This window comes from Pseudomonas sp. WS 5532, from assembly GCF_012985445.1.
GTDB lineage: Bacteria > Pseudomonadota > Gammaproteobacteria > Pseudomonadales > Pseudomonadaceae > Aquipseudomonas > Aquipseudomonas edaphica.
In genome coordinates, this window is the sequence record NZ_JAAQWK010000003.1 from 383,070 (window position 1) to 410,048 (window position 26,979).

Annotated in this window: 30 protein-coding genes; 16 read left to right on the forward strand and 14 right to left on the reverse strand. The window is 60.7% G+C overall.

Annotation, left to right across the window (positions count from 1 at the left end):
- Positions 1-79 precede the first annotated feature (79 nt).
- On the reverse strand, positions 80-610 hold the full coding sequence (locus tag HBO23_RS08455; protein WP_017138952.1) for a GNAT family N-acetyltransferase: 531 nt from the start codon (positions 608-610) through the stop codon (positions 80-82).
- Positions 611-763: 153 nt separating this feature from the next.
- Here HBO23_RS08455 and proP point away from each other — a divergent pair, with 153 nt between their 5' ends.
- Both proP and HBO23_RS08465 read left to right on the forward strand, forming a co-directional pair.
- On the forward strand, positions 764-2,266 hold the full coding sequence (gene proP / locus HBO23_RS08460) for a glycine betaine/L-proline transporter ProP (protein WP_017138953.1): 1,503 nt from the start codon (positions 764-766) through the stop codon (positions 2,264-2,266).
- Between the two features lie 52 nt (positions 2,267-2,318).
- Entirely contained in the window at positions 2,319-2,825 is a 507-nt protein-coding gene (locus HBO23_RS08465; protein ID WP_017138954.1) for a GAF domain-containing protein, read from the forward strand.
- Here HBO23_RS08465 and HBO23_RS08470 read toward each other — a convergent pair.
- Positions 2,800-3,717 carry an AraC family transcriptional regulator gene (locus tag HBO23_RS08470; RefSeq protein ID WP_170037674.1) on the reverse strand — a complete coding sequence of 306 codons (918 nt, stop codon included), beginning with the start codon at positions 3,715-3,717 and terminating at the stop codon, positions 2,800-2,802. The two genes, HBO23_RS08465 and HBO23_RS08470, sit on opposite strands and share 26 nt — an antisense overlap.
- 166 nt (positions 3,718-3,883) lie before the next feature.
- On the opposite strand from HBO23_RS08470, the gene HBO23_RS08475 reads away from it, so the two are divergent.
- Together HBO23_RS08475 and HBO23_RS08480 are read left to right on the forward strand one after the other, a co-directional pair.
- Entirely contained in the window at positions 3,884-4,906 is a 1,023-nt protein-coding gene (locus tag HBO23_RS08475) for an alpha/beta hydrolase (RefSeq protein WP_099549642.1), read from the forward strand.
- Positions 4,906-6,093: an MFS transporter gene (locus HBO23_RS08480; RefSeq protein WP_170037677.1), complete on the forward strand. Its 1,188-nt coding sequence runs from the start codon at positions 4,906-4,908 to the stop codon at positions 6,091-6,093. Before HBO23_RS08475 ends, HBO23_RS08480 begins: the two co-directional genes overlap by 1 nt.
- Here the strand turns inward: HBO23_RS08480 and HBO23_RS08485 are convergent.
- A complete protein-coding gene (locus HBO23_RS08485) occupies positions 6,086-6,907 on the reverse strand; it encodes a helix-turn-helix transcriptional regulator (RefSeq protein ID WP_065931628.1) in 822 nt (273 codons plus the stop codon). The genes HBO23_RS08480 and HBO23_RS08485 overlap by 8 nt on opposite strands.
- 97 nt (positions 6,908-7,004) lie before the next feature.
- On the opposite strand from HBO23_RS08485, the gene HBO23_RS08490 reads away from it, so the two are divergent.
- Together HBO23_RS08490 and HBO23_RS08495 are read left to right on the forward strand one after the other, a co-directional pair.
- Positions 7,005-8,216 carry an MFS transporter gene (locus tag HBO23_RS08490; protein ID WP_017138958.1) on the forward strand — a complete coding sequence of 404 codons (1,212 nt, stop codon included), beginning with the start codon at positions 7,005-7,007 and terminating at the stop codon, positions 8,214-8,216.
- A 110-nt stretch (positions 8,217-8,326) separates the two neighbouring features.
- Positions 8,327-9,487, forward strand: coding sequence for a GGDEF domain-containing protein (locus tag HBO23_RS08495; protein ID WP_017138959.1), 1,161 nt, complete (start codon positions 8,327-8,329; stop codon positions 9,485-9,487).
- Here HBO23_RS08495 and iolG read toward each other — a convergent pair.
- Together iolG and HBO23_RS08505 are read right to left on the reverse strand one after the other, a co-directional pair.
- Positions 9,484-10,488, reverse strand: coding sequence for an inositol 2-dehydrogenase (gene iolG, locus HBO23_RS08500; RefSeq protein ID WP_099549640.1), 1,005 nt, complete (start codon positions 10,486-10,488; stop codon positions 9,484-9,486). The genes HBO23_RS08495 and iolG overlap by 4 nt on opposite strands.
- 33 nt (positions 10,489-10,521) lie before the next feature.
- Entirely contained in the window at positions 10,522-11,547 is a 1,026-nt protein-coding gene (locus HBO23_RS08505; protein WP_099549639.1) for a LacI family DNA-binding transcriptional regulator, read from the reverse strand.
- Between the two features lie 123 nt (positions 11,548-11,670).
- Between HBO23_RS08505 and HBO23_RS08510 the strand changes: the two genes are divergently transcribed.
- The 3 genes from HBO23_RS08510 to HBO23_RS08520 are packed head-to-tail and all read left to right on the forward strand — an operon-like array spanning position 11,671 to position 14,606.
- The gene (locus tag HBO23_RS08510) at positions 11,671-12,516 is read left to right on the forward strand and encodes an SDR family oxidoreductase (protein ID WP_017138961.1); all 846 of its coding nucleotides are present in this window, start codon (positions 11,671-11,673) and stop codon (positions 12,514-12,516) included.
- Positions 12,516-13,640, forward strand: coding sequence for a phytanoyl-CoA dioxygenase family protein (locus HBO23_RS08515; protein WP_170037680.1), 1,125 nt, complete (start codon positions 12,516-12,518; stop codon positions 13,638-13,640). The genes HBO23_RS08510 and HBO23_RS08515 overlap by 1 nt, the downstream gene beginning before the upstream one ends.
- Positions 13,641-13,682: 42 nt before the next feature.
- Positions 13,683-14,606, forward strand: coding sequence for a sugar ABC transporter substrate-binding protein (locus tag HBO23_RS08520; RefSeq protein WP_017138963.1), 924 nt, complete (start codon positions 13,683-13,685; stop codon positions 14,604-14,606).
- A 91-nt stretch (positions 14,607-14,697) separates the two neighbouring features.
- Here the strand turns inward: HBO23_RS08520 and HBO23_RS08525 are convergent, their stop codons facing one another.
- Positions 14,698-15,120, reverse strand: a complete 423-nt coding sequence (locus HBO23_RS08525; protein ID WP_099549637.1) for an MAPEG family protein — start codon at positions 15,118-15,120, stop codon at positions 14,698-14,700.
- Complete coding sequence (locus HBO23_RS08530) at positions 15,113-15,418, reverse strand: DUF2834 domain-containing protein (RefSeq protein ID WP_170037683.1); 306 nt, start codon at positions 15,416-15,418, stop codon at positions 15,113-15,115. Before HBO23_RS08530 ends, HBO23_RS08525 begins: the two co-directional genes overlap by 8 nt.
- A gap of 83 nt (positions 15,419-15,501) precedes the next feature.
- Between HBO23_RS08530 and HBO23_RS08535 the strand changes: the two genes are divergently transcribed.
- Complete coding sequence (locus HBO23_RS08535) at positions 15,502-16,284, forward strand: helix-turn-helix domain-containing protein (protein WP_170037686.1); 783 nt, start codon at positions 15,502-15,504, stop codon at positions 16,282-16,284.
- A 55-nt stretch (positions 16,285-16,339) separates the two neighbouring features.
- Positions 16,340-18,040: an amidase gene (locus HBO23_RS08540; protein WP_170037690.1), complete on the forward strand. Its 1,701-nt coding sequence runs from the start codon at positions 16,340-16,342 to the stop codon at positions 18,038-18,040.
- A 154-nt stretch (positions 18,041-18,194) separates the two neighbouring features.
- Here HBO23_RS08540 and HBO23_RS08550 read toward each other — a convergent pair whose 3' ends face one another.
- The 3 genes from HBO23_RS08550 to HBO23_RS08560 are packed head-to-tail and all read right to left on the reverse strand — an operon-like array spanning position 18,195 to position 19,625.
- On the reverse strand, positions 18,195-18,932 hold the full coding sequence (locus HBO23_RS08550; protein WP_170037766.1) for a CPBP family intramembrane glutamic endopeptidase: 738 nt from the start codon (positions 18,930-18,932) through the stop codon (positions 18,195-18,197).
- Positions 18,933-18,939: 7 nt separating this feature from the next.
- Complete coding sequence (locus HBO23_RS08555; RefSeq protein ID WP_170037693.1) at positions 18,940-19,410, reverse strand: RidA family protein; 471 nt, start codon at positions 19,408-19,410, stop codon at positions 18,940-18,942.
- A complete protein-coding gene (locus HBO23_RS08560) occupies positions 19,407-19,625 on the reverse strand; it encodes a DUF6434 domain-containing protein (protein ID WP_017138970.1) in 219 nt (72 codons plus the stop codon). Before HBO23_RS08560 ends, HBO23_RS08555 begins: the two co-directional genes overlap by 4 nt.
- A gap of 257 nt (positions 19,626-19,882) precedes the next feature.
- On the opposite strand from HBO23_RS08560, the gene HBO23_RS08565 reads away from it, so the two are divergent.
- On the forward strand, positions 19,883-20,314 hold the full coding sequence (locus tag HBO23_RS08565; protein WP_138453055.1) for a nuclear transport factor 2 family protein: 432 nt from the start codon (positions 19,883-19,885) through the stop codon (positions 20,312-20,314).
- Between the two features lie 16 nt (positions 20,315-20,330).
- On the opposite strand, the gene HBO23_RS08570 is transcribed toward HBO23_RS08565, so the two are convergent.
- On the reverse strand, positions 20,331-21,656 hold the full coding sequence (locus tag HBO23_RS08570; protein WP_170037695.1) for a PLP-dependent aminotransferase family protein: 1,326 nt from the start codon (positions 21,654-21,656) through the stop codon (positions 20,331-20,333).
- Between the two features lie 88 nt (positions 21,657-21,744).
- Between HBO23_RS08570 and HBO23_RS08575 the strand changes: the two genes are divergently transcribed.
- Positions 21,745-22,635, forward strand: coding sequence for a DMT family transporter (locus HBO23_RS08575; protein ID WP_170037697.1), 891 nt, complete (start codon positions 21,745-21,747; stop codon positions 22,633-22,635).
- Here HBO23_RS08575 and HBO23_RS08580 read toward each other — a convergent pair.
- The gene (locus HBO23_RS08580; protein ID WP_170037699.1) at positions 22,632-23,201 is read right to left on the reverse strand and encodes a YceI family protein; all 570 of its coding nucleotides are present in this window, start codon (positions 23,199-23,201) and stop codon (positions 22,632-22,634) included. The two genes, HBO23_RS08575 and HBO23_RS08580, sit on opposite strands and share 4 nt — an antisense overlap.
- Positions 23,202-23,325: 124 nt before the next feature.
- Here HBO23_RS08580 and HBO23_RS08585 point away from each other — a divergent pair, with 124 nt between their 5' ends.
- The 3 genes from HBO23_RS08585 (at position 23,326) to HBO23_RS08595 (ending at position 25,424) form a co-directional block, all read left to right on the forward strand.
- Complete coding sequence (locus HBO23_RS08585) at positions 23,326-23,820, forward strand: hotdog domain-containing protein (RefSeq protein ID WP_058420462.1); 495 nt, start codon at positions 23,326-23,328, stop codon at positions 23,818-23,820.
- 44 nt (positions 23,821-23,864) lie between these two features.
- Complete coding sequence (gene yghX / locus HBO23_RS08590; protein ID WP_170037701.1) at positions 23,865-24,752, forward strand: YghX family hydrolase; 888 nt, start codon at positions 23,865-23,867, stop codon at positions 24,750-24,752.
- Positions 24,753-25,130: 378 nt separating this feature from the next.
- Positions 25,131-25,424 carry a hypothetical protein gene (locus HBO23_RS08595; RefSeq protein ID WP_225932995.1) on the forward strand — a complete coding sequence of 98 codons (294 nt, stop codon included), beginning with the start codon at positions 25,131-25,133 and terminating at the stop codon, positions 25,422-25,424.
- 227 nt (positions 25,425-25,651) lie between these two features.
- On the opposite strand, the gene HBO23_RS08600 is transcribed toward HBO23_RS08595, so the two are convergent.
- Positions 25,652-25,882: a hypothetical protein gene (locus HBO23_RS08600; protein WP_138453804.1), complete on the reverse strand. Its 231-nt coding sequence runs from the start codon at positions 25,880-25,882 to the stop codon at positions 25,652-25,654.
- A 476-nt stretch (positions 25,883-26,358) separates the two neighbouring features.
- Positions 26,359-26,910, reverse strand: a complete 552-nt coding sequence (locus HBO23_RS08605; protein ID WP_170037703.1) for a hypothetical protein — start codon at positions 26,908-26,910, stop codon at positions 26,359-26,361.
- Positions 26,911-26,979 lie beyond the last annotated feature (69 nt).

Genomic DNA, 26,979 nt, shown 5'->3' on the forward strand with positions numbered 1-26,979 from the left:
ACTTTTATAGCCGGGCGCCTTGGCGGTGTCAATCTGAAAGATTGCCGTTTCTTCAGGTATTACTTGGGCGTATAAACAATCAGTTCAAAGCGGTTGTAGGATGACAAACGCGAAACACCCGGCTAGGCGCCTTGCCCGGTACATCGTCGAGCAGGCCGTAGGGCTGCATGCCTAGCTTTTCCAACACACGGATCGAAGCCGCATGATCGGGTCGCACCAGACCGAAAACCTCCGGCAGATTCAGTGTTTGGAAGGCCAGCGCCAGCGCATCCCGACCCAGCTCGGTGGCGTAGCCCTGCCCCCACGCCTCCACGGCGAAGCGATAACCCAGGTTGATGCGCCGCTCGGTCAGGTAATTAAGCGGCGCTATGCCGCCAAAGCCAATGAGGTGCCCAGGCTGCTCCTTACGGGCGATCGCCCACCAGCCATAACCCTGGGCGGCCCACTGTTCGAGCCAATGGTTGAGCACACGCTGGGCGTGCTCCAGGCTGGCCATCGGCCCTGCGGGGTTGAACATATTTGTCTGCGGGTCACCGAAGATCGCGAACAATCGCTGCACATCGTTGGCTTCGGGCTTGCGGTAGATCAGGCGTGAGAGGGTGTCAGGCATGCGCATAATTCCTTGTTGATGCCATGAAGTTCAACGCATCAGCAAAAAAACGCAAATAGAGGTGAATTATTTCATGTCGGCTTGTATCTGAACTGACAGAGCGGTGCCATCGCAACGATGGCACCTCCCCTGTTCAGTTTTAGAGTGACCCGCATGAAATTACGTAAGAAAAGCGTCAAACCCATCGGTTTGAAAGACATCACCATCGTCGACGATACCAAGGTGCGCAAGGCGATCACCGCCGCCGCACTGGGTAACGCCATGGAGTGGTTCGACTTTGGTGTCTACGGGTTCGTCGCCTATGTGCTCGGCAAGGTGTTCTTCCCCGACGCCTCGCCCAGCGTACAAATGATCGCTGCCTTGGGTACCTTCTCCGTGCCCTTCCTGATTCGCCCGCTGGGCGGCCTGTTCTTCGGTGCCCTGGGTGACAAATACGGGCGGCAGAAAGTATTGGCCGCCACCATCGTGATCATGTCCCTGAGCACCTTCGCCATCGGCCTGATCCCCGGCTACGCCTCGATAGGCATCTGGGCGCCGATCCTGCTGCTGTTGTGCAAAATGGCCCAGGGCTTCTCGGTGGGCGGTGAATACACCGGCGCCTCGATCTTTGTCGCCGAATATGCGCCGGACCGTAAACGCGGGTTCCTTGGCAGCTGGCTGGACTTCGGCTCCATCGCCGGTTTTGTGCTCGGTGCCGGCGTCGTGGTACTGATCTCGACGATCCTCGGTGAAGCCGACTTCGAGGCCTGGGGCTGGCGCCTGCCGTTCTTCCTCGCCCTGCCCCTGGGCATCATCGGCCTGTACCTGCGTCACGCGCTGGAAGAAACCCCGGCCTTCCAGCAGCACATGGACAAACTCGAACAAGGCGACCGCCAGGGCCTGACCCACGGCCCCAAAGTCTCGTTCAAGGAAGTCGCGACCCAGCATTGGCGCAGCCTGCTGACCTGCATCGGTATCGTCGCGGCCACCAACGTGACGTACTACATGCTGCTCACGTATATGCCCAGCTACCTGTCGCACAACCTGCATTACAAAGAAAACAGCGGCGTACTGATCATCATCGCGATCATGGTCGGCATGCTGTTCGTGCAACCGTTCATTGGTTTTGTGAGTGACAAGATCGGCCGAAAACCCTTCATCATCGCCGGCAGCGTGGGCCTGCTGTTCCTGTCCATTCCGGCGTTCATGCTGATCACCAGCGGCAAGATCGGCCTGATCTTCGCCGGCCTGCTGATCCTGGCGGTGGTCCTCAACTTCTTTATCGGCGTGATGGCCTCGACCCTGCCGGCTATGTTCCCCACGCACCTGCGCTACAGCGCGCTGGCCAGTGCGTTCAACGTCTCGGTATTGATCGCCGGTGTCACCCCCACCGCCGTGGCGTGGCTGGTGGAAAGCACCAACGACCTGTTCATGCCCGCCTACTACCTGATGGTGTTTGCCGTGGTCGGCTTGATCACGGGCCTGACCATGAAGGAAACCGCCAACAAGCCACTGCGCGGCGCCGCGCCTGCGGCCTCGGACATGGCAGAAGCCAAGGAAATACTGCAAGAGCACCACGACAATATCGAGCAGAAGATCGAAGACATCGACACTCAGATTGCCGAACTGGAAGCCAAGCGCCAGAACCTGGTGCAGCAGCACCCACGCATCAACTGACTACTGACCTGGTGTGGCGGCCCCTGCCGCCATGCCTTTGGAGTGCCTGAACATGGTTCCAAGCGTCACCGCAGCACACTCGCTACTCAGCGCCGACGAACGCGCTGCCATCGCCGAAATAGAAGCCACTACCAGCATCCTGCAACTGGTTACCCGCCTGACCGGCATGCGCTTTGCCGGCATCGCCAAATTCACTGACCTTGAGTGGGTCGTCTGCTCGGTGCACGACACGGCCGATATGGGCATTCATGTCGACGACGTGCTCGACCTCGAAACCACACTGTGCAGTGAGTTCTGCATCAACCCGCAGACCCTGTTCATCCCGCAGATCAGCCACAACGGCCGCTTCGCCGCGCGCCCGGTGGTCAAGCAGTTCGCCATCGAAAGCTACGCCGGTGCGCCGATATTCCTGCCTGATGGGCGCCTGTTCGGCGCATTGTGCGCGCTGGATTCACGCGCGATGCTGTTTGAAGACCCCAACCTGCCGGAAACCCTGAGCCTGTTTGCGCGGCTGATCGGCTGTATTTTTTTCGCTAACTTGAGCTCGGTTGATCAGTGAGCTTGCCGCGCAAGGCGGCCATGTCGCGCTTGGGCGGCACACCGAACAGCCGGCTGTACTCACGACTGAACTGTGACGGGCTTTCATAACCCACCTTGAACGCCGCACTGGACACGTCTTGATGTTCGTTGAGCATCAAGCGCCGCGCTTCATTCAAGCGCAGCCATTTCTGATACTGCAAAGGGCTCATCGCGGTCAGGTGACGAAAGTGATGATGAAAGGTGGCAGCGCTCATCTGCACCCGCGCCGCCAACTCCTCCACCCGCAACGGTGCGGTGTAGTTGAGCTTCAGCCAATCGATCGCCTTGGCGATCCGATAGCCCTGCCCGTCAACGGCGCAGATCCTGCGCAGGCGCCCGGCCTGGTCGGTGTTTAACAGCCGGTAGTGGATTTCACGCTGAATCAACGGCGCGAGTACCGGGATCGCCTCGGGTTCGTCCAGCAAAGCGACCAAGCGTGCGAACGCTGCCAGCATGCCTTCGGTGACCGTGCCGATTCCCACCCCTTTCATCACTGCCCGCTCCCGAGTGGGCGGCAACTCACTCTGGGCGATCAGCTCGGCGAGGATGCGCAGGTCCAGTTTGTAGGTCAGGCCCAGGCAGGGCCGGGTCGGGCTGGCAACCAGCACTTCGGAGTTGGCCGGGATATCCAAAGACGTCAGCAGAAACCGCGTCGGGTCATAGGGGTAGCCTTCACCGCCAACCCACAGTTGTTTTTCACCCTGGGCGACCAGCACGACGCACGGCTCGACCATGCACACCACCGGCGCTGCCGGCTGCTCACGCCGATAAAAGCCCAGGCCCGGGACTGGCATGGGGTAATCGCCGGGCGCCGTGACCTGCGCGTTGATCGCCTGGATCAAGGCGTCCAGGGGCAATGGATTAATCGTCATAAAAGGCTCTTTTAACGCGTGACCGAACTGTACCGCGCACACCAAGCAAGTGTCACCGACAACCCACAAGACTCAGAGGATCAGGCAAGTAATCCACTGGAACGCACTACAGAACGCCGGTCCATGCCGGGAAAATGCGCGGACCAACCTTATCCGGGATCACGCCATGAAAAGCCTTTTGCTCGCCCTGAGCGTGCTGCTGACGTCTTTTTCTTCATTGGGAGCCGATATGTCCAACGGTGCTGACAACTTCTACAAAAGCGACAAAGTGACGGTGCAAAACGTCACCTTCAACAACCAGTACGGCATGGCGGTGGCGGGCCATTTGTTCATGCCGAAAAACCTCGCCCCCGGCGCAAAAAACCCAGCCCTTGTGGTTGGGCACCCGATGGGCGCCGTCAAAGAGCAGAGCGCAGACCTCTACGCCACCAAAATGGCCGAACAAGGCTTCGTCACCTTGTCTCTGGACTTGTCATTCTGGGGCGATAGCGCAGGCTCACCACGCAATGCGGTGCTGCCCGACCTCTACGTCGAGGACTTCAGCGCTGCCGTGGATTTCCTCGGTACCCGCCCGCAAGTTGATCGCGAGCGCATCGGTGTGATCGGTATTTGCGGCAGTGGCAGCTTCGCCATTGCCGCCGCGAAGATTGACCCACGCTTTAAGGCAATCGCTACCGTGAGCATGTACGACATGGGTGCGGCCAACCGCAATGGCCTCAAACATAGCGTGACGCTGGCGCAACGTCAGCAACTGCTGCGCCAGGCCGCCAACCAGCGTTATGTGGAATTCCAGGGCGGCGAGACCGTCTACACCGGCGGCACGCCAGCCACCCTCACCGGCGATGCGGTGGGTGATGAGTTTTACGATTTCTACCGTACGGCGCGCGGCGAATTCACACCTGTCGGCGGCTCACCGCAAACCACCACGCGGCCGACCCTGACCAGTAATGTGAAGTTCCTGAACTTCTACCCCTTCAACGATATCGAGACGCTATCCCCTCGCCCGCTGTTATTGATCGCCGGCGCCGACGCGCACTCACGTGAATTCAGTGAAGACGCCTACCAACGCGCGGCCGAGCCCAAGGAACTGCTGATTATCCCGGGCGCAGGCCATGTCGATCTTTACGACCGGGTCGATCTGATCCCTTTCGACAGACTCGCCACTTTCTTCAAAGGCCACTTGAAATAATGCCCGATAAATCACAGATGCATAGCTGGGCCGCGGTGTTTGCGATGTCGTTGGCGGCGTTCGCACTGGTGGCCTCTGAGTTCATGCCGGTAAGCCTGCTGACGCCGTTGGCCGCCGACCTGCAGATTTCCGAAGGCCAGGCCGGCCAAGGCATCTCGGTGTCCGGTCTGTTCGCCTTGCTCACCAGCCTGGTCATCGCTGCCGTCGCTGCGCGGGTTGAGCGCAAGCGTCTGCTGTTGGCGTTGACCGTCCTGATGATCCTGTCTGGAACCGTGGTGGCGCTGGCGCCGAACTACCTGACGTTCATGCTCGGTCGCGCGCTGATCGGCGTGGCCATCGGCGGTTTCTGGTCGCTGTCGGCGGCGACCGCCATGCGCCTGGTGCCCACGGCCCAAGTACCGCGCGCGTTGGCGATCGTGAATGGCGGCAACGCACTGGCGACGGTGATCGCGGCGCCCTTGGGCAGTTTTCTCGGCGCACTGATCGGTTGGCGTGGCGCATTTTTCTGCGTCGTGCCGGTGGCGGTAGCGGCTGGCCTATGGCTGCTGTTCAGCTTGCCCGCGATCAAGGTGCAAGGCCAGGCCAAGACTGGCAACGTGCTGCGCTTGTTCAAACAGACGCCTGTGGCCCTGGGCATGCTCGCCATCAGCGGCTTTTTCATGGGCCAGTTCATGCTGTTCACTTACCTGCGTCCGTTTCTGGAAAGCGCCACGCGGGTCAGTACCTCCACACTCTCGTTGCTGCTGTTGGTGCTCGGCCTGGCCGGGCTGGCGGGCACTGTGCTGATAGAGCGCGTGCTGAAAAACCGCCTGTATCCTGTGCTGATTGCCATTCCATTGATCATGGCGGTGATCGCCGTGGCTCTGGTGGCCTTCGGCGGCTCGCCGGTCACCACAGCCGTGTTACTCGGTTGCTGGGGTTTCGTGGCAACCGCCGCGCCGGTGGGTTGGTGGACCTGGTTGGCGCACGTGTTGCCGGACGATGCCGAGGCCGGCGGTGGATTAATGGTGGCAATCATTCAATTGGCGATTACTGCCGGTGCCACTGTCGGTGGCGTGGCGTTCGACCACAGCGGTTATCAGGCCACCTTTGAACTGAGCGCAGCCACGCTGGGGGTTGCCGCGCTGCTGGCAGGCCTGGCCGCGCGGCACTCAGCGCCGGGGTTGATGGCCAGCCGCCCTACCTGAAAAACTGACTCGGCGTCTTGCCAAACTGTTTCTTGAACATGCTGGTAAAGGCGCTCGGGCTCTCGTAGCCCAGTTCGATGGCAACATCGATAATCTTCTGCCCCACCGCAATCCGCTCCAGCGCCAGCAGCAAGCGCGCCTGCTGGCGCCATTGGCCAAAGGTCAACCCGGTTTCCTTGCGAAACAGACGCTGGATGGTCTTCTGGTCCAGCTCAAGGCGCCCACTCCAATCCTCCACCGTCGACGCATCCCCGGGATCCTGCTGCAGCGCCAGGCAAATCCGGTTGATACGCGGGTCGCCCGGTTGTGGCAACGACAGCGGCAAGGCCGGCAGAATCGCCAGCTCATCGAGGATCAGGTGCATGATCCGCGCATCGCGTGAGTCCTCGGCATACGGCGGTTTCAAACTCACCGACGCCTTGATCAGCTCACTGAGCAACGGTGAAACGCTCACCGCCTTGGTCTCGGTCGGCAGGTTCGGGAACGCATCGGGGCGCACAAACACACTGCGCATTTTCAACGGGCCGACACAGCGCAGCGAGTGGACTTGCCCGCAAGGCATCCAGAAGCCACGATTGGACGGCACCGTCCATTGGTTGTGCGCCGAGTGCACCACCATCACGCCCTCGATGGCGTAGAGTAACTGGTGCTTTTCGTGGCTATGCTCGGGGATCACCCAGTTTTCGGGGTAATCGGTAGCGGAACTGATGACAGCCCAGTCGCCTGCGTCGATTTCCTGCAAAAATTCATTCAGTGGTTTGATCATTTCGCCCTTTTTGCGACAGTTGCCTCCCGAATTTCGTGAGACAGGCATTGGCACCGAATTTAGCATAACCGCCGAAACAATTAGAAATGGGTGCCGGGCTCAAGTACTCGCCACCTCAGTTTGCTGCCCTGTATGGAATGCCTGCATGACGACCGTTACCGCGTCACCCGCCGCTGCAACCACTACACCCCAAGTGAGCCCCTTGGTCATGCGCGTCCTCGGCGCCTGCGCCTTGGCCCACCTGATCAATGACCTGATCCAGGCCGTGCTGCCCTCGATCTACCCGATGCTCAAAGCCAACTACGGGCTGAGCTTTACCCAGGTGGGCCTGATCACCCTGACCTTCCAATTGACCGCCTCGCTGCTGCAACCCTGGATCGGCTACCACACCGACCGCCACCCCAAGCCCTGGCTGTTGCCGGCCGGCATGGTGTGCACCTTGATCGGCATTCTGATGCTGGCGTTTGTCGGCACCTTCCCGGCCATTTTGCTGGCGGCGGCCCTGGTGGGCGTCGGCTCGTCGACCTTTCACCCGGAAACCTCGCGCGTCGCACGCCTGGCCTCCGGTGGGCGTTATGGCCTGGCGCAATCGACCTTCCAGGTCGGCGGCAACACCGGCAGCGCCTTCGGCCCATTGCTGGCGGCGGCGATCATCATTCCTTACGGCCAGAGCCATATCGCCTGGTTCGGGCTGTTCGCCGTGTTTGCGATTCTGGTGCTGTACGGCCTGAGCCGCTGGTACCGCAACCACCTCAACCTGTTCAAGCTCAAGCAAGGCGGCAAGGCCACTCATGGCCTGTCCAAAGGCCGCGTGACCTTTGCCCTGGTGGTGCTGGCGCTGCTGGTGTTCTCCAAATACTTCTACATGACCAGCCTGACCAGCTACTTCACGTTCTACCTGATCGAGAAGTTCCAGCTGTCGGTGGCCAGTTCGCAGATGTACCTGTTCCTGTTCCTTGGCGCGGTGGCGGTGGGCACCTTCGCCGGTGGCCCGATTGGCGACAAGATCGGGCGCAAGAAAGTCATCTGGTTCTCGATCCTCGGCGCGGCGCCCTTCACCCTGGCCCTGCCCTACGTCGACCTGTTCTGGACCGCCGTACTCAGCGTGGTCATCGGCTTTATCATCGCCTCGGCCTTCTCGGCCATCGTGGTCTTCGCCCAGGAACTGGTGCCGGGCAATGTGGGCATGATCGCCGGTATCTTCTTCGGCCTGATGTTCGGCTTCAGCGGCATTGGTGCTGCGCTGCTGGGCTTGCTCGCTGACAACCACGGCATTGAGTACGTTTATAAGATCTGCTCGTTCCTGCCACTGGCGGGCATCCTGACGATATTGCTGCCTTCGACCAAAGGCGTCTGACCCGCCGATTATCGGCTGGCCGTGTGCTATTAGCCGGAATGCTCTGAAAAACCTGCGTGTGCGCTTACAATCCCGATTTTCAAGCGCACACCCAGGCAGCCCGGCACGACATGACGCTCGACCCTCCTACGATTCTGATTCTGACCATCGCGCTGGCCGCCGCTGCCGCGTTGTATCTGGCCATTGAATGGCGCAGCGTACGCGAGGCTTCCCTGCTGTTCTGGGCTGCAGGTTTTGCGACCATCAGCGTCGGCTCCACCCTGGCGTTGCTGCGCGGCAGTGGCCTGTTAATGATCGGCATCTGGTTCGCCAACGGCTTGCTGGTGACTGCGCACTTTCTGTTCCTGCTCGGCGTGGCGCGTTTTACCCAGGCGCGCCTTTCACCGCTATGGCTGTTGATGCTGCTGGTGTGGCTGGGAATGCTGATGCTTCCAGCCGAGCTCCCATGGTCCAAAGCCATGCTGGCGGTGCAGTCGCTGCTGGTGGCAGCGCCGACTCTGCGCGCCAGCTTTTTGCTGCGCCCGCACGGCAAATCACTCAGCATCGGCGCGGTGCAGTTGCGCTATGTGCTGCTGATCCATGGCGCGTTTTATGTAGCCAAAGCGTTGTCAGTGATGATCCCCGGCACACTGATTGACCTGGCTGCCTTCAAGGGCGAAATCATCCAGGTGTCCCTGGTGGAAGGTGCGATGGCGATCATGTTGATCGCGCTGTCGATGACCGGCTCCGAACGCTACCGCCGCGAGCAGCACATCGCGCGGCTGGCGGCCCGCGACCCACTCACTGCGCTCTTCAACCGCCGCGCCCTTGACCTGCAAGCGCCCCGCCTGTTGGCGCAAGTCTCGTCGGCCCAGCCAGGCGCCGTGCTGTTGATCGATATCGACAACTTCAAAGGGGTCAACGACCTCTACGGCCATACCGCCGGCGACCGTTTGCTCATCGCCCTCAGCGAGATGATCCGCAGCGTCGTACCCCAAAGTGCGTTAGCTGCGCGCCTGGGTGGGGACGAGTTTTTGATTCTACTGAACAACACCTCGACCCAGCAGATTGTCGAGCTGGGCAGCCGCTTGCGTGAACAGTTCCAGCAAGTCGCCGCTGAAACCTTTACCACGCCGGCGCCGGTGACCTTGAGCATCGGCGCCAACCTGTTCGACCAACCACCGGCAAGCCTGGCCGCGCTGATCGAACAAGGCGACACCACGCTCTACGAAACCAAGCGTGGCGGGCGCGACAGCATTCGTCTGGTGGACCAGACCGGCACGTTCGGCTAAAGGTCGTAATGCACCGCTACGCTGCGCCCGGTCTTCACCGACTCCAATGCACTATCGGCCAGGTGCAAGGCATACAGGCCATCACGCACGCTGGTCGGTAGCTCTCGGCCAGCGTTCAGCGCGTCAATAAACTGTGTTAGCTCATTGCGATAAGCATCCGCGTAACGCTCGAGGAAAAAGTGCTGCAACGGCTCCAGCGCTTCGGTGTGGTCGGCACTCCAATGGCGCAACGTGCTGGGGCGGTGGTTGTCGGTGAGCAGCACGCCCGTGGCGCCGGACACTTCCACGCGCTGGTCATAGCCGTACACCGCCTGGCGACAGCAGTTGATGTGGCATTGCTTGCCGGAGGCCGTGCGCAGCAGCACCATCACACTGTCGTAGTCGTCGATGTCGGCCAGGCTCGGGTCCACCAAGCGGCTGGCGAAGGCACTGACTTGCACCGGCTCCTCGCCGAGCAGGTGGCGGGCGGTGTCGAAGTCATGGATGGTCATGTCGCGCAGGATGCCACCGGAGTGTTCCAGGTAGTCACGCGGCGCCAGGCCGGGGTCGCGACTGGTGATGATCACCTGGCGCACCGCGCCGATCTGGCCGGCGTCCAGCGCCTGGCGCAGACGCAGCATGTCGGGGTCAAAACGTCGGTTGAAACCGAGCATCACCTTGCCGCCCAGGCGTTCGACGGCCTGGGCGGCGCTGCGAGCCTTGGCGATATCCAGGTCGATGGGCTTTTCGCACAGTACCGCCTTGCCTGCGGCCACCGCTGCCAGCAGCAAGTCGATATGAGTGTCGGTGGGCGTGCCGATCACCACGGCATCAATGTCTTGGCGGGCAAGCACGGCGGCGCAGTCATAGGCCGCTTCGCAGCCCAATTGTGTGCTGAGCGCATCGACACCTTCGCGCCAGGGGTCGGCCACCAGCACCAGCGTGGCGTTGGGGTGAGCGGCGACGTTGGCGGCGTGGATCCTGGCGATGCGCCCGGCACCTAAAACGGCAATACGTAGCATGGTCGAACTCCTGGCGTTGTTATTGAGGGAGCTTCAGTCCGGCAGGTTGAACGGTGTCACGATCTGCACCTGTGACGGCGCAATCGGCCCGGTTTTCCATAGCCGGTGGTGTTGCAGGATGTGCAAAAACACGCTGCGGGCATCGATCTGCAGGTTGTGGTCGATGATCGCGGCGACTTTTTCTTCCAGCAGCAGCTGGCGATTTTCTTCGTCCAGGTCATGGCCGATAAACACTTCCAGCGGGCGCTCGAGCGCGGTGAAGGCATCGACAATCGCGCGGTTACCGCCGCCGACGCTGTACACCGCCTTGAGTTCGGGGTGTTGCTTGAGGGCCTGGGTGACGCGCTCAAACGTGCGGTCGTACACGCCATAGCCGCCGCTGATATCCAGCACCCGCAGGTGCGGGGCACGCCCACGCAGCCAGGCGCGAAAGCCCATCTCGCGCTCTTCTTCGCCACGGAACAGTTCGCTGCCGATCACCACCGCTACGTCCTGGGGTTGCGCCGGCAGCCAGCGCGACATCAGGTAGGCCGCGGTTTGGCCGGCGGTGCGGTTGTCCATGCCTACATAACCGATGCGCTCGCTTTGCGGCAGGTCGGTGACCAGGGTTACCACGGGAATGCCGGCCGCGATCAGCTGCTTGACGGCCTGATTCACCGCCGGCTCATCCGCCGCTTTAAGCACCACGCCCTGGCTGCCGGTGTCGAGGCAGCGCAGTAATTGGTCATGCATGGCCTGGGGTTCGATTTCTTCAAACAGGTGAAAACGCGGCGCGATGCGAAACGGCGCCAAGCTGCCCAATTGCGCGGTGATCGCCGCCTGCACCGCCGCGCTGAAGCGCTGGGGTGTGTGCATGATCACATCGACGTGAAACGTGCGCCCCACCGCCAGACCGTTTTTTTCCTGGGCCTCCAACTCATCCAGCGCCTGCTCGATGCGCCGGGTGGTCTGCGCATGCACGCTGCCGCGCTGGTGCAACACGCGGTCGACCGTGGCTTTGCTCACGCCGGCCTGGGTCGCGAGCTGCTTGATGGAGAAGTGTTTTGCGCGTTCGAGCATGCGGTTCGCCTGAGGTGTTTTTGAGGTCTTTTTTGGGCGTTACTGAGGTTTTGCAATGCTAGTCTCAGTTTTGCCCGGCGTCGAGCCGGGTCGATAAAACAACAACAATTTCAGGAGAACCGCATGCCTCACACCGATCTCGCTAGCGCATTCAACGGCCAATATTTTGTTGTCACCGGCAGCACTCAGGGGCTGGGCGCTGCCGTGGCACATACCCTGGCGCAGCGTGGCGCTGCCGGGCTGATCGTCTGCGGGCGCCGCCGCGCCGAGGGCGAAGAGCAGGTCCGGCAACTGGCACAGCTCGATTGCCAGGCATTTTTTGTCGAGGCCGACCTGGAAAACGTCGAGGATTGCCGTGCGATCATCGACGCAGCACGCACCCACTTCGGCACCTTGCACGGGCTGGTGAACTGCGCCGGCATGTCGGATCGCGGCACTATTCTCGACACCTCGCCCGAGCTGTTTGACCGGCTGTTTGCGGTGAACGTGCGGGCGCCGTTTTTTCTGATGCAGGAAGCACTCAAGCTGATGATCAGCACCGGCGTGGAAGGCGCGGTGGTGAATATCCAGAGCATCACCGGGCATGGCGGGCAATCGTTTTTGAGCGCCTATGCGGCGTCCAAGGGCGCGCTGGCGATTTTGACCAAGAACGTGGCGTTCAGCGCATTGCGTAATCGCATCCGCGTGAATGGCCTGAATATCGGCTGGATGGACACGCCTCACGAGGATCAGATCCAGCGCCAATACCACGGCGCGCAGGACGGCTGGCTGGCCGAGGCCGAGCGCGCGCAGCCGTTCGGGCGGCTGCTCAAGCCCGAAGAAGTGGCGCAAAGCGTGGCGTTTTTGCTCTCGCGTGAAGCCGGGATGATGACCGGCTCGGTGATCGACCTAGAGCAAGGCGTGGTCGGCTGCACCGACAGCGGCAGCCCGCAACCGCACCAGGCACTGAGCCTGCCGGGAGGTGTGTGATGTCGGCGTTCGTGACCGGCGCGGCGGTGCGCCTGGCGGATTTCAGCCGTATTTGCGCCCAACGGACCAACGCCGAGGACTACCCGCTGTGTGCCGAGGTGGTGAGCAATGTGCCGATCTATCAGGCCGGCACTTTACGCAACAGCGAGCGCTTGCGCGTCATGGATGAGCTGCATCACCTGTTCCGCGACGGGCCTGGGGTGATGGTGGTGCGCCAGGCCTATGAAGACCTGGCGGTGGTCGATCGCCATAGCCAGGTATTCGAGGCGATCTTTGCCCATGAGGCTGCGCAAGGCGTGGCCGCCGACCATTTTGCCCAGGCCGGCAGCAACGGGCGCATCTGGAATTCGCTGCAGAAAGCCGCGCTGCAGTCGCCGGAATCGTTTGCCGAGTACTACGCCAACCCGCTGCTCGGTTTGATCGCCGAAGCGTGGCTAGGCCCGAGCTTTCAGATGACGGCGCAAGTCAACGTGGTCCACCCTGGCGGGCAAGCACAGCAGCCGCACCGTGACTATCACCTGGGCTTTCAGACCACTGAGGTGGTTGAACGCTTTCCGCTGCCGCTGCATCTGTTGTCGCAATACTTGACGCTGCAAGGCGCGGTAGCCCATTCGGATATGCCGCTGGAAAGCGGGCCGACCCAACTGCTGCCCTTCTCCCAGCAATACCCGCTGGGTTACCTGGCCTGGCGCCGCGCGGAGTTTATCGACTACTTCCAGCAGCACGCCGTGCAACTGCCGCTGAACAAGGGCGACCTGCTGTTCTTCAACCCGGCGCTGTTCCACGCGGCGGGCAGCAACCGCACGACACATCACCGGCGCATGGCCAACTTGCTGCAAATTTCCTCGGCATTCGGCAAACCCATGGAAGCCCTCGACCGCGACCGCATGATGCTCGCGGTGTACCCGGTGCTGCTGGCCAACCCTGCGTTGAATGCCGAAGCGGTGATCGCCTGTACGGCCGACAGTTACGCCTTCCCCACCAACCTTGACACCGACCCGCCCTTGCACGGGCTCGCCCCGCAAACCGGGCAACAATTAATGCAACAAGCCCTCAACGAACGCTGGCCCTCTGCGCACTTCGCCGCTGCCGTGGCGCAGCTGCGGGCCAAGCGCCAGGCGTGAATCACACTGCTTTTACAGCAACAAAAAGAACGGAGCACCACCATGAAGAAGCAACTTCTCGCAGCACTGCTGACCCTCGCTGTTACGCCCTGGGCCTGGGCGGATATTCGTATCGGCGTGAGCATCGCCCAGGTCGACGATGTGTTCCTCGCACAGATGCGTGACTACATGGCCGCCCACGCCAAGGAGCTGCCCGGCGTGACTTTGCAATTTGAAGACGCACAGGGCGATGTGGTGCGCCAGCTCAATCAGGTGCAGAACTTTACCGCCCAGGGCATGGACGCGATTATCGTCAACGCGGTGGACACGGCGGCCACGCAGAAAATGACCGTCAATGCCCAGCAGGCCAAGATCCCGCTGGTGTACGTCAACCGCCGCCCGGAGTTCCAGGACGTGCCGCCGGGCGTGGGTTATGTTGGCTCGGATGAGATCAAGGCCGGGGAAATCCAGATGCGCTACCTGGCAGAGAAAATGGGCGGCAAGGGCAACCTAGCGATCATGCTCGGGCTGTTGTCCAACAACGCCACGCACAACCGCACGCTGGGGGTGAAGACGGTGCTCAAGGATTACCCGGACATCAAGATTGTCGAGGAGCAAAGCGCCGAATGGCAGCGCGGCAAGGCGATTGACCTGATGAGCAACTGGATTGTGTCCGGACGCAAAATCGATGCCGTGGCGGCGAATGCCGATGAAATGGCGATTGGCGCCGCCATGGCGATCAGCCAGGCGGGCATGCAACCGGGCAAGGATATCCTGGTGGCCGGCAGCGATGGCGGCGCAGCGGGGCTGGACGCGGTGAAGAAGGGCCAGTTGCTGGTGACGGTGTATCAGGACAACAAAGGCCAGGCCGTCGGCTCGATTGATCTGGCGGTGAAGATGGTCAAGAAGGAACCCTATGTGGCTGAGCTGACCATTCCTTATCAGCAGATCACCAAAGACAATTACCAGGCGTTTCTGAACCCTTAATCCCTTGCCTATGGCCAGGTTTTCTTGTGGCGAGCGGGCTTGTTGTGGCGAGCGGGCTTGCCACAATAAGTTTGCTCAGCCAGGGGGGATTTCATCTCAGCCTCAAGACCACCAGGGCACCGAGCCCGAAGAGGCAGGCCACGCCCACTGCATAGGCCAGCGTGCGCCAGGGTTGCAGCCCTGCCAGATACGTCACCGTGTGCGCCAATCGAGCCAGGGTAAACAGGCCAAAGAGCCAACCCGTGACACCCTGGGAACTCCCCAGCGCCACACATAATCCGCCCAACACAAAAAACAGCGGGATGTTTTCCAGGTCATTGGCCCACGCCCTTTGCGCCCTCACGACGTGCGGCAATTCTTGTGGCTGCGCCATGCGGCTGAAGAACGCCGCATCTTCAAGGTTGGTGAACGCCCGCCGCCGAATCCGCCAAAAACCCTGATAGCAGGAAATCGCAAACATTTTCAGGCACAGCACCAGCACACAGCCTGCGTAGATAGCCAGCAGGTCATTCATCGCGCAACCCATTGACGACGATATAAAGCAACGGCCCCACCGAAACAAACACCGCCGTCAGCGCAAAATACGGCAGCACAGACACGACTGACCGCCCGCGACCACGCGCATCCCGATACATCCACACACACGCCAGCACCGCCATCAGGTACAGGTCCATCACTACCTGCGCGGTGTCCGGACGCGACATCAATTGCCGCCCGAAGGCCAGCAGCGATTGCTCGGCGGTGAGCATCGTCACCAGTGTATAGAGTGAAAATCCAACTAACCCGACCAGGGCAATAGAGGGTCTGTGCATGGTCTCGTCCTTGAAGTGAATGAAGCTCACGATAGTGATAAGGTCTTGGCCCTCGCAATGACCTCACAGGTTATGAACCCGCCATGGACACTACTGCCGGCGACCAGCTGCGCCAACTGCGTCGCCACGCCAAGCTGAGCCAGCTGGACCTGGCGCTGATCACCGGCGTTTCGCAACGCCACCTCAGTTACATCGAAACCGGCCGCGCCAAGCCGAGCCCGGGCACGTTGCACAATTTACTGACCGCGCTGGATGTGCCGCTTGAGCAGTGCAATCGCGTGTTCCTCGCCGCCGGCTACGCGCCACGCTACACCGCCACCCCGCTCGCCTCACCGGCCATGGCCGCGATTCGCGAAGCCGTCAGCCATGTGTTGCACGCCAATAACCCGGCCCCGGCGATTCTGCTCGACAGCCAATGGCAAGTGCTGGCGGCGAATGCGAGTACCGGCGTTCTGTTTGAATTGTTGGGGCTTGAACCGGATGCGGCAGACGGGCTGAACCTGCTGACCACGCTGCTGCAAACCGGCGGCTTGGGCGACCACCTGATCAACGCCGAAGAGATCCGCACGCTTGCCTGGCAACGCGCCAGCCGTGAGGCGTTGGGCAATCCTGAATTGGCGGTTTTATTAGCCAGCCTGCCGACGCCCACCCACACCGAACCATCCGGCCACATGCCGCCCTTGGTGCTGACGCGCATCCGCTCACCCCAGGGCGAGCTGAGCTTTCTGTCGACCTTCACCACGTTCGGCATGCCCCAGGACATCACCCTCACGTCGCTGCGTATCGAGCATCTGATTCCGGCTGACGAGCCGACGTGGCAAGTCATGCGCGCCGCCTATGCGGAGCATGCCGCGCTGGTTTTGTGAAATATCTGTCCGTAGACTGCCGCCATACCTCCCACTTGAAGGCGGCGAAAAAAACGTGATGCAAGTTACCGAAGTCTCCATTGCCCAACTGCGCGCGGCGCTTGAAACCGGCCAGACCACTGCCGTTGAACTGGTAAACGCCTACCTGGCGCGGATCGATGCCTATGACGGCCCGCAGACCGCCACCGCCTTGAACGCCGTGGTAGTGCGCAACCCCGAAGCCCTTAAAGAAGCCGAAGCGTCCGATGCGCGCCGGGCCAGGGGCGAAACGTTGGGGCCATTGGACGGCATTCCCTATACCGCCAAGGACAGCTACCTGGTCAAGGGCCTTACGGCCGCATCCGGCAGCCCGGCCTTTGCCAAGCTGGTTGCGCAGCGCGACGCCTTCACCATCGAACGCTTGCGAGCGGGCGGCGCCATCTGCCTGGGCAAGACCAATATGCCGCCGATGGCCAATGGCGGGATGCAGCGGGGTGTGTATGGCCGTGCCGAAAGCCCTTACAACGCCGACTACCTGACTGCACCATTTGCCTCCGGTTCGTCCAACGGCGCGGGTACCGCCACGGCGGCAAGCTTCGCCGCCTTTGGTGTGGCTGAAGAAACCTGGTCGAGCGGGCGCGGCCCGGCGTCCAACAATGGTTTGTGCGCCTACACACCGTCCCGTGGGGTGATTTCGGTGCGCGGCAACTGGCCGCTCACGCCGACCATGGACGTGGTGGTGCCCTATGCACGCACCATGGCCGACCTGCTGGAAGTGCTGGATGTGGTGGTCGCCGAAGACTCCGACACCCGTGGCGACCTGTGGCGCCTGCAGCCCTGGGTGCCAATCCCAAGCGTAGCGTCGGTGCGCCCCGCGTCTTACGCCGACCTGGCTGTGAGCAGCGAAGCCCTCGCCGGTAAACGTTTCGGCGTGCCGCGCATGTACATCAATGCCGACCCCGAGGCGGGCACCAGCGAAAAGCCCGGCATTGGCGGGCCGACCGGGCAGAAGATCAACACCCGCGCCAGCGTGATCGACCTGTGGGCAGGCGCACGCCAAGCGCTGCAAGCCGCCGGCGCCGAAGTGATCGAGGTGGATTTCCCGCTGGTGTCCAACTGCGAAGGCGATCGCCCTGGCGCGCCAACCGTGTTTACCCGTGGCTTGGTTTCCAGGGAATTCCTGCACGACGAATTGTGGGAACTGTCGGCCTGGGCCTTCGATGACTTCCTGCGCGCCAACAACGACCCGGCGCTCAACCGCCTGGCGGATGTCGATGGGCCGAAGATCTTCCCGCACGACCCGGGCACCCTGCCCAACCGTGAAGATGACCTGGCCGCCGGCATGGACGAATACGTGCGCATGGCCCAGCGCGGCATCACGCCGTGGAACGAGATCAGCACGGTGCCGGACGGTTTGCGCGGCCTGGAGCAAACCCGGCGCATCGACCTGGAAGACTGGATGGACACGCTTGGGCTCGATGCGGTGCTGTTCCCGACCGTGGCCGATGTAGGCCCGGCAGATGCCGACGTGAATGAAGCCAGTGCCGACATCGCCTGGAGCAATGGCGTGTGGGTCGCTAACGGCAACCTCGCCATCCGCCACCTCGGCGTGCCCACCGTCACCGTGCCGATGGGCGTGATGGCCGACATCGGCATGCCCGTCGGCCTGACCTTTGCCGGTCGTGCTTACGATGATTCGGCGCTGCTGAGCTTTGCCAGCGCGTATGAAGCCACCGGCAGCAAACGCCTGATCCCGCCGCGCACACCGCCGCTGTAAAAATTGTGGGATCACTGATCGTTCCCACGCTCCGCGTGGGAACGCATTCTGTGACGCTCCGCGTCACGACTTCAAGAGCGGACGCAGAGCGTCCAGGGTTGCATTCCCACGCGGAGCGTGGGAACGATCAGGGCGATCAGGGTTGTGTTTAATATCAGGCCATGTAGGGCACGGCGATCAGCAGGATGGCGGTGCCGTGGGCGAGTGCGGCGGGCAGTACGCCGTAACGCATGCGCACCAGCGCACAGGCCAACCCTTCAAGCAGGGTGAACAGCAACACCGGCCAGCCCAGTTGGGTAACGCTTAAGGCCAGGAACCCATGGCAGGCTGCAAAGGCCACGCCACTGATCAATGCAGCGCGCAATGGCGAAACCTGTTGCTCCAGGTAACCCTGCAAAAAGCCGCGGAACAGCACTTCCTCCAGCGCATTGGCGCCATAGGCCAATACCACCATGCCCGGCAACCACACCCAGTAGCCGTGGAACTGGCTTGCATCAATGCCTTGGTAAACCCGCAGCGGCACGCCGATCAAACAGCCGACCACAACCCCCACCGCCATGCCAACCAACGGGTTGCCAATGGACCAACGCATCAACCGCCACAACTCGGGTGCCAGGCGTGAGAGCAGCATGATCAGCAGCACCGACAGCCCGCCCAGCGCCGCCAGTACGAAGGCATTGCCACTGAATGCGATCTGCACATCGCGACTCACCGCCCACATACCCAGCGGCGTCATCACATCGCGCATCAGCACAAACGCCGCCAGCAGAATCAGGATGCGCATCGCCACCTGCGCTCTCGGTGTCAACGCGAACCACGCACCAAACAGCAGCAGACCCGGCGCCAAGTGCACGGCGTAGTCGTTCAGTACCTCAAGCCCTTGGGTGATCATCGCCAGTTCAATCGTGTGCAACAGCGATCATGTCGATCTCGACGGCCGCCGATTTGGGCAACTGCATCACCCCCACCGACGTGCGCGTGTGCACACCGGCAGCGCCGAGGATTTCGTGGAACAGGTCCGACGCGGCGTTGCCCACTTCACTTTGCTGATCAAAGTCTTCTGCGCTGCGCACATACACGGTGATACGCACGAGGGTCTTGACCTGATCCAGCGAACCCAGCGCTTGCTTGAGCAACCCCAGGCAACGCAACGCGCTGATACTGGCGGCGATTTGCGCCTGGGCCAGGGTCAGGCTTTCACCGACCTTGCCCGGCAGCATGAGGGTGTCACCGACACGCGGAATCTGGCCGCTGATGTACAGTTGGTTGCCATCGCGCACCAACGGCGTGTAGTTGCCGCCGATTTTGAATTCCTCCAGCAGGTAGCCGATGCGTTCCTGGGCAGCCTGGTATTTTTCGTCGCGTGTCATGGGCGTGCGTCCTCGTTGCGGCGTTGCCACTCATCCACCACATCGCCCAAGGTTTTGGGCATGTCGTTGCGAATCCAGGCCATGAACGGCCGGTCGAACTTGAACGTCGGGCCGCAGTGTTCGAGCATGAAACGGCGAACGTTCTGGGTATTTTTGTAGTGTGGGGTCACGGGAGTGGCGCGGGTGATGGCGTCGCTGTGCCAGTCAAAATCCATGTTGTCTCTCGGGCGGCTTGTTATTTGCGCAGTAGCATAGCGATCGGCTTGTTGGGCTGGAAGCGACAAGGTGTACCGCCCTCAGTTATTTATTGTGTTGGGACGTCGTACAAGAAGCTATGTGATTTACGACGCCATCTAGCTTAATCTTTTCGAGATATTTCAAAATTTCACTTTCCTTGCCCCCCGAAAATATTGCATGGTTGTACGACGACTTAAGTTGTCGTGTTCACCCCAACAACAATAAGGAAACACCCATGCCAAACGTCAAAGTGCTGATCGGTTTTCTGTGCCTGTTCACCGGCTACGTCGCAGCTGCGCCTGCCCCGGCCGAAAAGGATGTGGCTCACGCGGTCGACCAACTGACCCAAGCCATGCTGCACCTGGACCTCAAGGCGCTGCACGCGCTGACGTCCGACAAGCTCACCTATGGCCACTCCAGCGGCAAGGTGCAGAACAAAGCGCAATTTATCGCTGACCTGGAAACCCACACCAGCGCGTTCAAAACCCTCGAAATGCAAAACCAGACCATCACCCTGGACGGCGACACCGCGCTGGTGCGCAACCACTTTCACGCCCTGGCCGTGAACAGCGGCGTCGAAGTGCCGACCGATATCGACAACTTCCAGGTCTGGCAGAAGCAAAAAGGCAAATGGCTGCTGATCGGGCGTCAGGCTTACAAATACTGACGCCAAGCGGTGCGGCTCACCACCGCACCGCTTCCCGGACCTTCAGCAGCGCCTCACCCAGCGCGGCCATGCTCACCGAACCCAGCGCCAGGCGCAGCGCGTGCGGCACCGTGGCCGAGACCGCAAACGGCTCGGCGGTGGACACGGAAATCTGCTCGCGCTGCAAGGCCATGGCCACCTGATCGGCCCGCGCCTCGTCCCCCAGCGGCAACCACAAAAAATACGAAGACGGATGGCTGATGTAAGGCACGCCTTTGAGCACCTGCGCAGCCAAGGCTTGGCGTGCCCGTGCGTCTTGGCGCTTTTGTGCTTCGAGCTGCGCGACGGTGCCGTCCTCGATCCAGCCCACCGCAATCGCGCTCATTACACCGGGCACGTTCCAGGTGGTGGCCATGATCGTGCGCTCCAGTTTTTTCACCCACTCCAACGGCGCGGCGATAAACCCGACGCGCAAACCCGTGGCAACGCTTTTGGATAACCCGCCCACGTACACCGTGCACTCAGGCGCCAATGTGGCCAGCGGCGGTGGCGCGTCTTCGGCCAGAAACGCGTAGGCCGCGTCCTCAATGAGCATCAGATGGTGCTCACGCGCGATGGCAATCAGTTGCACGCGTTGCGCAAGGCTCATCACCCACCCCAACGGGTTATGCAGGGTTGGAATGCTGTACACCGCACGCACCGGGCGCCTGCGGCACAGCGCGTGCAGGAACGCCAGATCCGGGCCGCTGGCGGTCACCGGAATGGCGACGATTTCCAGGTGCAGGGTTTCGGCCAACACCTTGAAGCCTGAATAGGTCAGCGCATCCACGGCAATTACATCCCCAGGCTTGAGCAACGCCATCATCGTCACCGCCAGGCCGTGCTGGGCGCCGCTGACCATCAGCACCTGCTCCGCCTCAACCGCCAGGCCTCGGCTCAATAGATGCCGTGCCACGGCAGCGCGCTCATGCAAGCGACCGGCATGCGGCTGGTAACGCAACAGCGCTTCCAGGTCGCCCGACAGCGCCAATTGGCGCAGAGCGGTGCGCAGCAGGTCTGCCTGACCGGGCAGCGAGGGGTAATTGAAGTTCAGGTCGAGCATGCCGGTGGCCACATTCATCTGCCCACTGCCCTGCCCCGGCGGCAACGCGATTTCCCGCACAAAGGTGCCGCGCCCGGTTTCGCCGCTGACCAGGCCCATGGCTTCAAGCTCCGTGTACACCCGGCTCGCGGTGACCAACGCCAGGCCATGTTCAGCCGCCAATTGCCGGTGCGTGGGCAGGCGTGTGCCGGGCGCCAGTGCGCCTCTGCGGATGTCTTGGGCAAAGGTGTCGACCAGCGACTTGTAGCGGGCGCGCGGCATAGGCGGTGTATCCATGACAATTTTTTGATTGTCTTAATCCTGGCCCCTAGGATGGTGTTTACGCAACCACCTAGTTCGAGCCCTCACCATGGAACGCACCGCAAGCCTCACTGCACCGGATACCAGCGCCCAAGGCTGGATCAACGGCTTTATCGGCGTCGTCATCTTCAGCGGCTCCTTGCCAGCCACGCGCCTGGCGGTGATGGAGTTCAACCCGGTGTTTCTGACCATGATCCGCGCCGCCATTGCCGCCGTGTTCGGCGTGCTGTTGTTGTGGTTGTTCAGGGAAAAACGCCCTGCACGCCACCAATGGGGGCCGCTGGTGATCGTCGCCCTGGGTGTGGTGATCGGTTTTCCACTGCTCACGGCACTGGCGCTGCAATACGTGACCTCGGCGCACTCCATCGTGTTCATTGGCCTGCTGCCGCTGGCCACTGCAGTGTTTGGTGTACTGCGTGGCGGCGAGCGGCCGCGCCCGGTGTTCTGGGTGTTTTCGATTCTCGGCAGCCTGCTGGTGATGGGCTACGCCGTTGCCCAAGGCTTGAGCGCCGCGCCGGCCGGTGACCTGCTGATGCTGTTGGCCGTATTGGTGTGCGGCCTGGGATACGCCGAAGGCGCCACGTTGTCGCGCAGCCTGGGCGGCTGGCAGGTGATCTGCTGGGCGCTGGTGGTGTCGTTGCCGGTGGTGGCGCCGTTGAGCGTGATGCTGGCGCCGGCAACCCTCACGGGCATCAGCCTGCCGGCGTGGCTGAGCCTGGGCTATGTGTCGCTGTTCAGCATGCTGATCGGCTTTGTGTTCTGGTATCGCGGCCTGGCCCAGGGGGGCATCGCTGCGGTCGGCCAGTTGCAGTTGCTGCAGCCGTTTTTCGGCCTGGCGCTGGCGGCGGGCCTGCTGCATGAGCAGGTCAGCCTGGGCATGCTGCTGGTGACGGTTGCGGTGATCGGCTGTGTGGCCTCGGCCAAGAAGTTTGCCCGTTAGCGCTGCGGCGCAACCATCTTGAATTTGATGTTGATGTCATTGGACACCACGCTGTTGCCCGCCCATTCACCCTCACCAATCTTGAAGTCGCTGCGCTTGAGGATGAACGCCCCGTCAAACACGCCGATGCCGCTTTGCTCCTTGAGCTGCACCTCAATATCCACCGGCCGCGTGATGCCCCTGATCGTCAGGTTACCGGTGATCTTGTAGCGGTTATCGCCCAGCGCCGTGGCGCCATTGGACTCATACACGCCCACAGGATAGGTCGCGGTGTCGAACCACGCCGGTTGCTGCAATTGGGTATTGGCGTCCTGGCTGCCGGCGTCGATGCTGGCGAGCTGGATCTTGAGCAACGCATGCGCCGCCTCAGGCTTTTGCGTGTCGAAGGTCAGAGTGCCTTCAAAGTCACTGAAGGTGCCATACACCCGCTGCCCGAATTGCTGGAAGGTAAAACTGATCTGGCTGGCGGTGCGGTTGACGTCTTTGTATTCCACGGCCTGCGCGTTGCCGAGAAACACACCAAGGAGCACCGCCAGGCTTACAAACAGGGGCATTCGACGCTTCATGCAACACTCCGCAAGATAAATGAACAGATGTGCTGAGCTAACACGCCATGCCATGGTTTTATTCCCTTTCGCAGCGTGCCCTGCTAAACAGAGTAGTCGCCAAAAGAAACAATAAGGACTTTGCATGCACACCCCTTCCCTGCAGGACATCACCGCGCCCGAAGGCATCTGCTACGGCTGCGGCGGCAGCAACCCCCATGGCCTGCACATCAAAAGCCGTTGGGATGCCGATGGTATCCATGTGATCGCCGAGCACCTGCCCGAAGCTCAATACAGCGGCTGGCCGGACCTGGTCTACGGCGGCCTGATCGCCATGCTGGTCGACTGCCACTCCAACTGGACCGCCATGGCCTACCACTACCGCAACGAACAGCGCGAGCCCGGCAGCCTGCCGCGCATCGACTGCGTGACCGGTAACCTGGGGATCAAATTCATCAAGCCCACGCCCATGGGCGTGACGCTGACCCTGCGCGCGCGGGTTGAAGGCGACGTGGGGCGTAAAAGCCGCGTGGTCTGCGAGGTGTACGCCGGTGACGTGCTCACCGCCCTCGGCGACTCGGTGTTCGTGCGCGTCGATACCCGGCAACTGTCGGATTCCGCCCATGGCCGCGAACGTTGATCCTGGTCTACAGTGATGACCACCGCTAATCGAGGACTGCTCCGATGACTCGTCTCACCGCGAAAGACTTCGCCCCCGAACTGCTGGAACTCTACGACGGCTACGCCCACGGCAAGCTTAACCGCCGCGAATTTCTCGACCGCGCCGCGCTGTTTACCTTCGGCGGCCTCACTGCCTCGGCCCTGCTGGCAGCCCTGAGCCCCAACTACGCGCTGGCCGAACAGGTCAAATTCACCGACCCGGACATCGTCGCCGACTACATCACCTACCCCTCGCCCAAAGGCAACGGCACCGTGCGCGGCTACCTCGTACGCCCGGCCAAGGCCAGCGGCAAACTGCCCGCCGTGGTGGTGGTGCACGAAAACCGAGGCCTTAACCCCTACATCGAAGACGTCGCCCGGCGCCTGGCCAAAGCCGGCTTCATCGCCCTGGCACCCGACGGCCTCACCTCCGTGGGCGGCTACCCCGGCAACGATCAAAAAGGCGTGGAACTGCAACAAAAAGTCGACCCCACCAAACTCATGAACGACTTCTTCGCCGCCATCGAATGGCTGATGCACCACGACAGCAGCACCGGCAAAGTCGGGATTACCGGCTTCTGCTATGGCGGCGGCGTGACCAATGCGGCGGCGGTGGCGTATCCGGAGCTTGGCGCAGCGGTGTCGTTTTACGGCAGGCAGCCAGAAGCGAAGGATGTGCCACGCATCAAGGCGCCGATCATGCTGCATTACGGCGAGCTGGACACGCGCATCAACGAGGGTTGGCCGGCGTATGAACAGGCGTTGAAGGCCGCAGGCACGACCTATGAGGCGTTTATTTATAAGGGCGCCAATCATGGCTTTCATAATGATTCGACGCCGAGATATGACGAGGCAGCGGCGAATCTGGCGTGGGAGCGCACGTTGGGCTGGTTCCGCAAATACCTGGTCTGAACACGTTCAGAACTGTGGCAGCTAACTTCTTGTGGCGAGCGGGCTTGCCCCGCGTTGGGGCGCGAAGCGGCCCTGACACCTCACGACGCGATACATCTGGAAAACCGCGTTGACTCCCCTGGGGCTGCTGCGCAGCCCAACGCGGGGCAAGCCCGCTCGCCACAACACCCCGCCTCTCAGCTTTGATCGGTGTTGCCTGATCGACATGCAGTGTTAAAGGCCAGCAATCCATATCCCTTAACCTTGCAGGAAGCTTCCTAAGCAGCCCTTCGGCCTTGCGCCTGCGCATGCCACTGGCTAGCCTGTGCTCTGTCGCTGCCTATCAGCGAACAGGTGTGGAAACCTGAAACAAGTAGGCCCCTTATCAGGAGCTTATGCATGAGCAATACAACGCGCTTCACCCCCAGCCGCGAAATATTTGAACGCGCCCTGAGTCACTACCTGCAACCCACCTCACCGCAGCCCTTTACAGTGCATCACGACCTCAGCTTCGAAGACGCCCTCGCCCAACTCTGCGACCTGCTGCGCTGCGCAGCCGCCACCGCTGCCGACACCACCCAAGGCCTGACAGGCGATCAACGCCACATGGCCGGTGCCACCGAACACCTGATCGACAGGGCCCAAACCCTGGCCGACCGTGCGCTGGAGTGCCTGCAACCCAAAACCTGCTGACACACCACAAACCAACTGTGGGAGCTGGCTTGCCTGCGAAGGCGGTGTGTCAGTGCGGGGTTAATGACTGATACACCCCCGTAGGCAGCAAGCCGAACTGAGCACTTTCCCTCATGAGCCAATTTGCCGATTCAGGAAGGTTTTTTAAAAAAAATAGGGGTCAGACCACGTTTAGTGCTCCGTCAGAAGAATAGTGGTCTGATCCCACTCGATCTCTTTTGCTCCATCTACACTGCTTTAATCGCTGAAATCAGACCCAAAAGCTCGGACTCAGTCAACTCAAACTCCTCACCGTCCTCCATTGCCATCAATGTGAGAAGTGCTCGATCCATGCGAGCAGTGATTTCTAAGCCATGGTTTTGATAAATTTCAAATGCCAGTTTAGAAATCCTAAAGACATCGAAACCGTTAACCAGTGCTTTTTCTAAATCCATAGCGAGGTCGGCTTGTGAGTACATATTCCTAACTCTTCAACTCTGGAAAAATAGGGGCCAATCCACGCTTAATACTCAGCAAGAACAATAGTGGTCTGACCCTGAGGGATCCCCGATTTTTCTTAAGAAAAATCAAGAAGTTGGAATCATTGAAGAAGCCTGCATGAGTCGGCAACTTGGTTTGCACCACACTAAAACAAGATCCTCGACCCATGCAAGCCATCCGTTTTTTACACAGAGCGCTCGCTCAAGCACTGCCTTCAATCCATTCTCGTCGCCTGACAACACTGATGAGTTGTGTCAGTTCGTTACTGCAGGGATTCCTCAGGGTCAGACAACGTTAGTGCTCCGCCAGAAGAATAGGCGAAAAATAGGGGTCAGACCGCGTTTAGTGCTCCGTAAAAAATAGTAGCATAACCCCATTTTTTGCTCTTCCAAAGAAGAATAGTGTTCTGACTTATTTTTATCCTGTTTTCCTTTTACTGAACGATTCAACTAGACTAAAACCTTTTTGAGTAACGCTTTTCTAATCTTTCAGCAGACCTTAGAACAGCGCCCCCATCATCAGGAAAGAAAGTAGAGTATACATGAGCTGCAATTTTCATCAGGAAAACGTAGTCAGGCACTGGAAGACTTGAAGTTTCCACCTCGCCCAAAAAAAAGCTGACCTCATTGAAATCCTCTGGATCGTCCCAATCCTGATCGAGAGAGTAAAAAAAACCTTCACTTACAGAGACGCCAACCCCCCGCGAAGCATCATAGATAAAAGCCGGGAAGTTAGTCCTCCCTCTCGCTATAGCAGCCTCTATGAGTTCGTAAAGATCTTCATAACCCAGACCAGTTGAAGAAAATGACTCCTTGAGTTTTTCAAGCCAAACCAATCCATCCATCATTTTGTCCTTGAAAAATAGGGGGAAGACCACGTTTAATGCACCGCCAGAAGAATAGTGATCTGACCCCATTTCTCCCTTGACCTGAAGCGTCCAATTCTTCCAGTAATGCCCACTAAACTCATTAGAAACAGTAGAGATCAGACCACCTTTAGTGCTCATTTAGAACAACCTAGCTCTCCACATTAGTGATCTGATCGCATTTTTTTCGCAGGATCCGACCCATTTTTT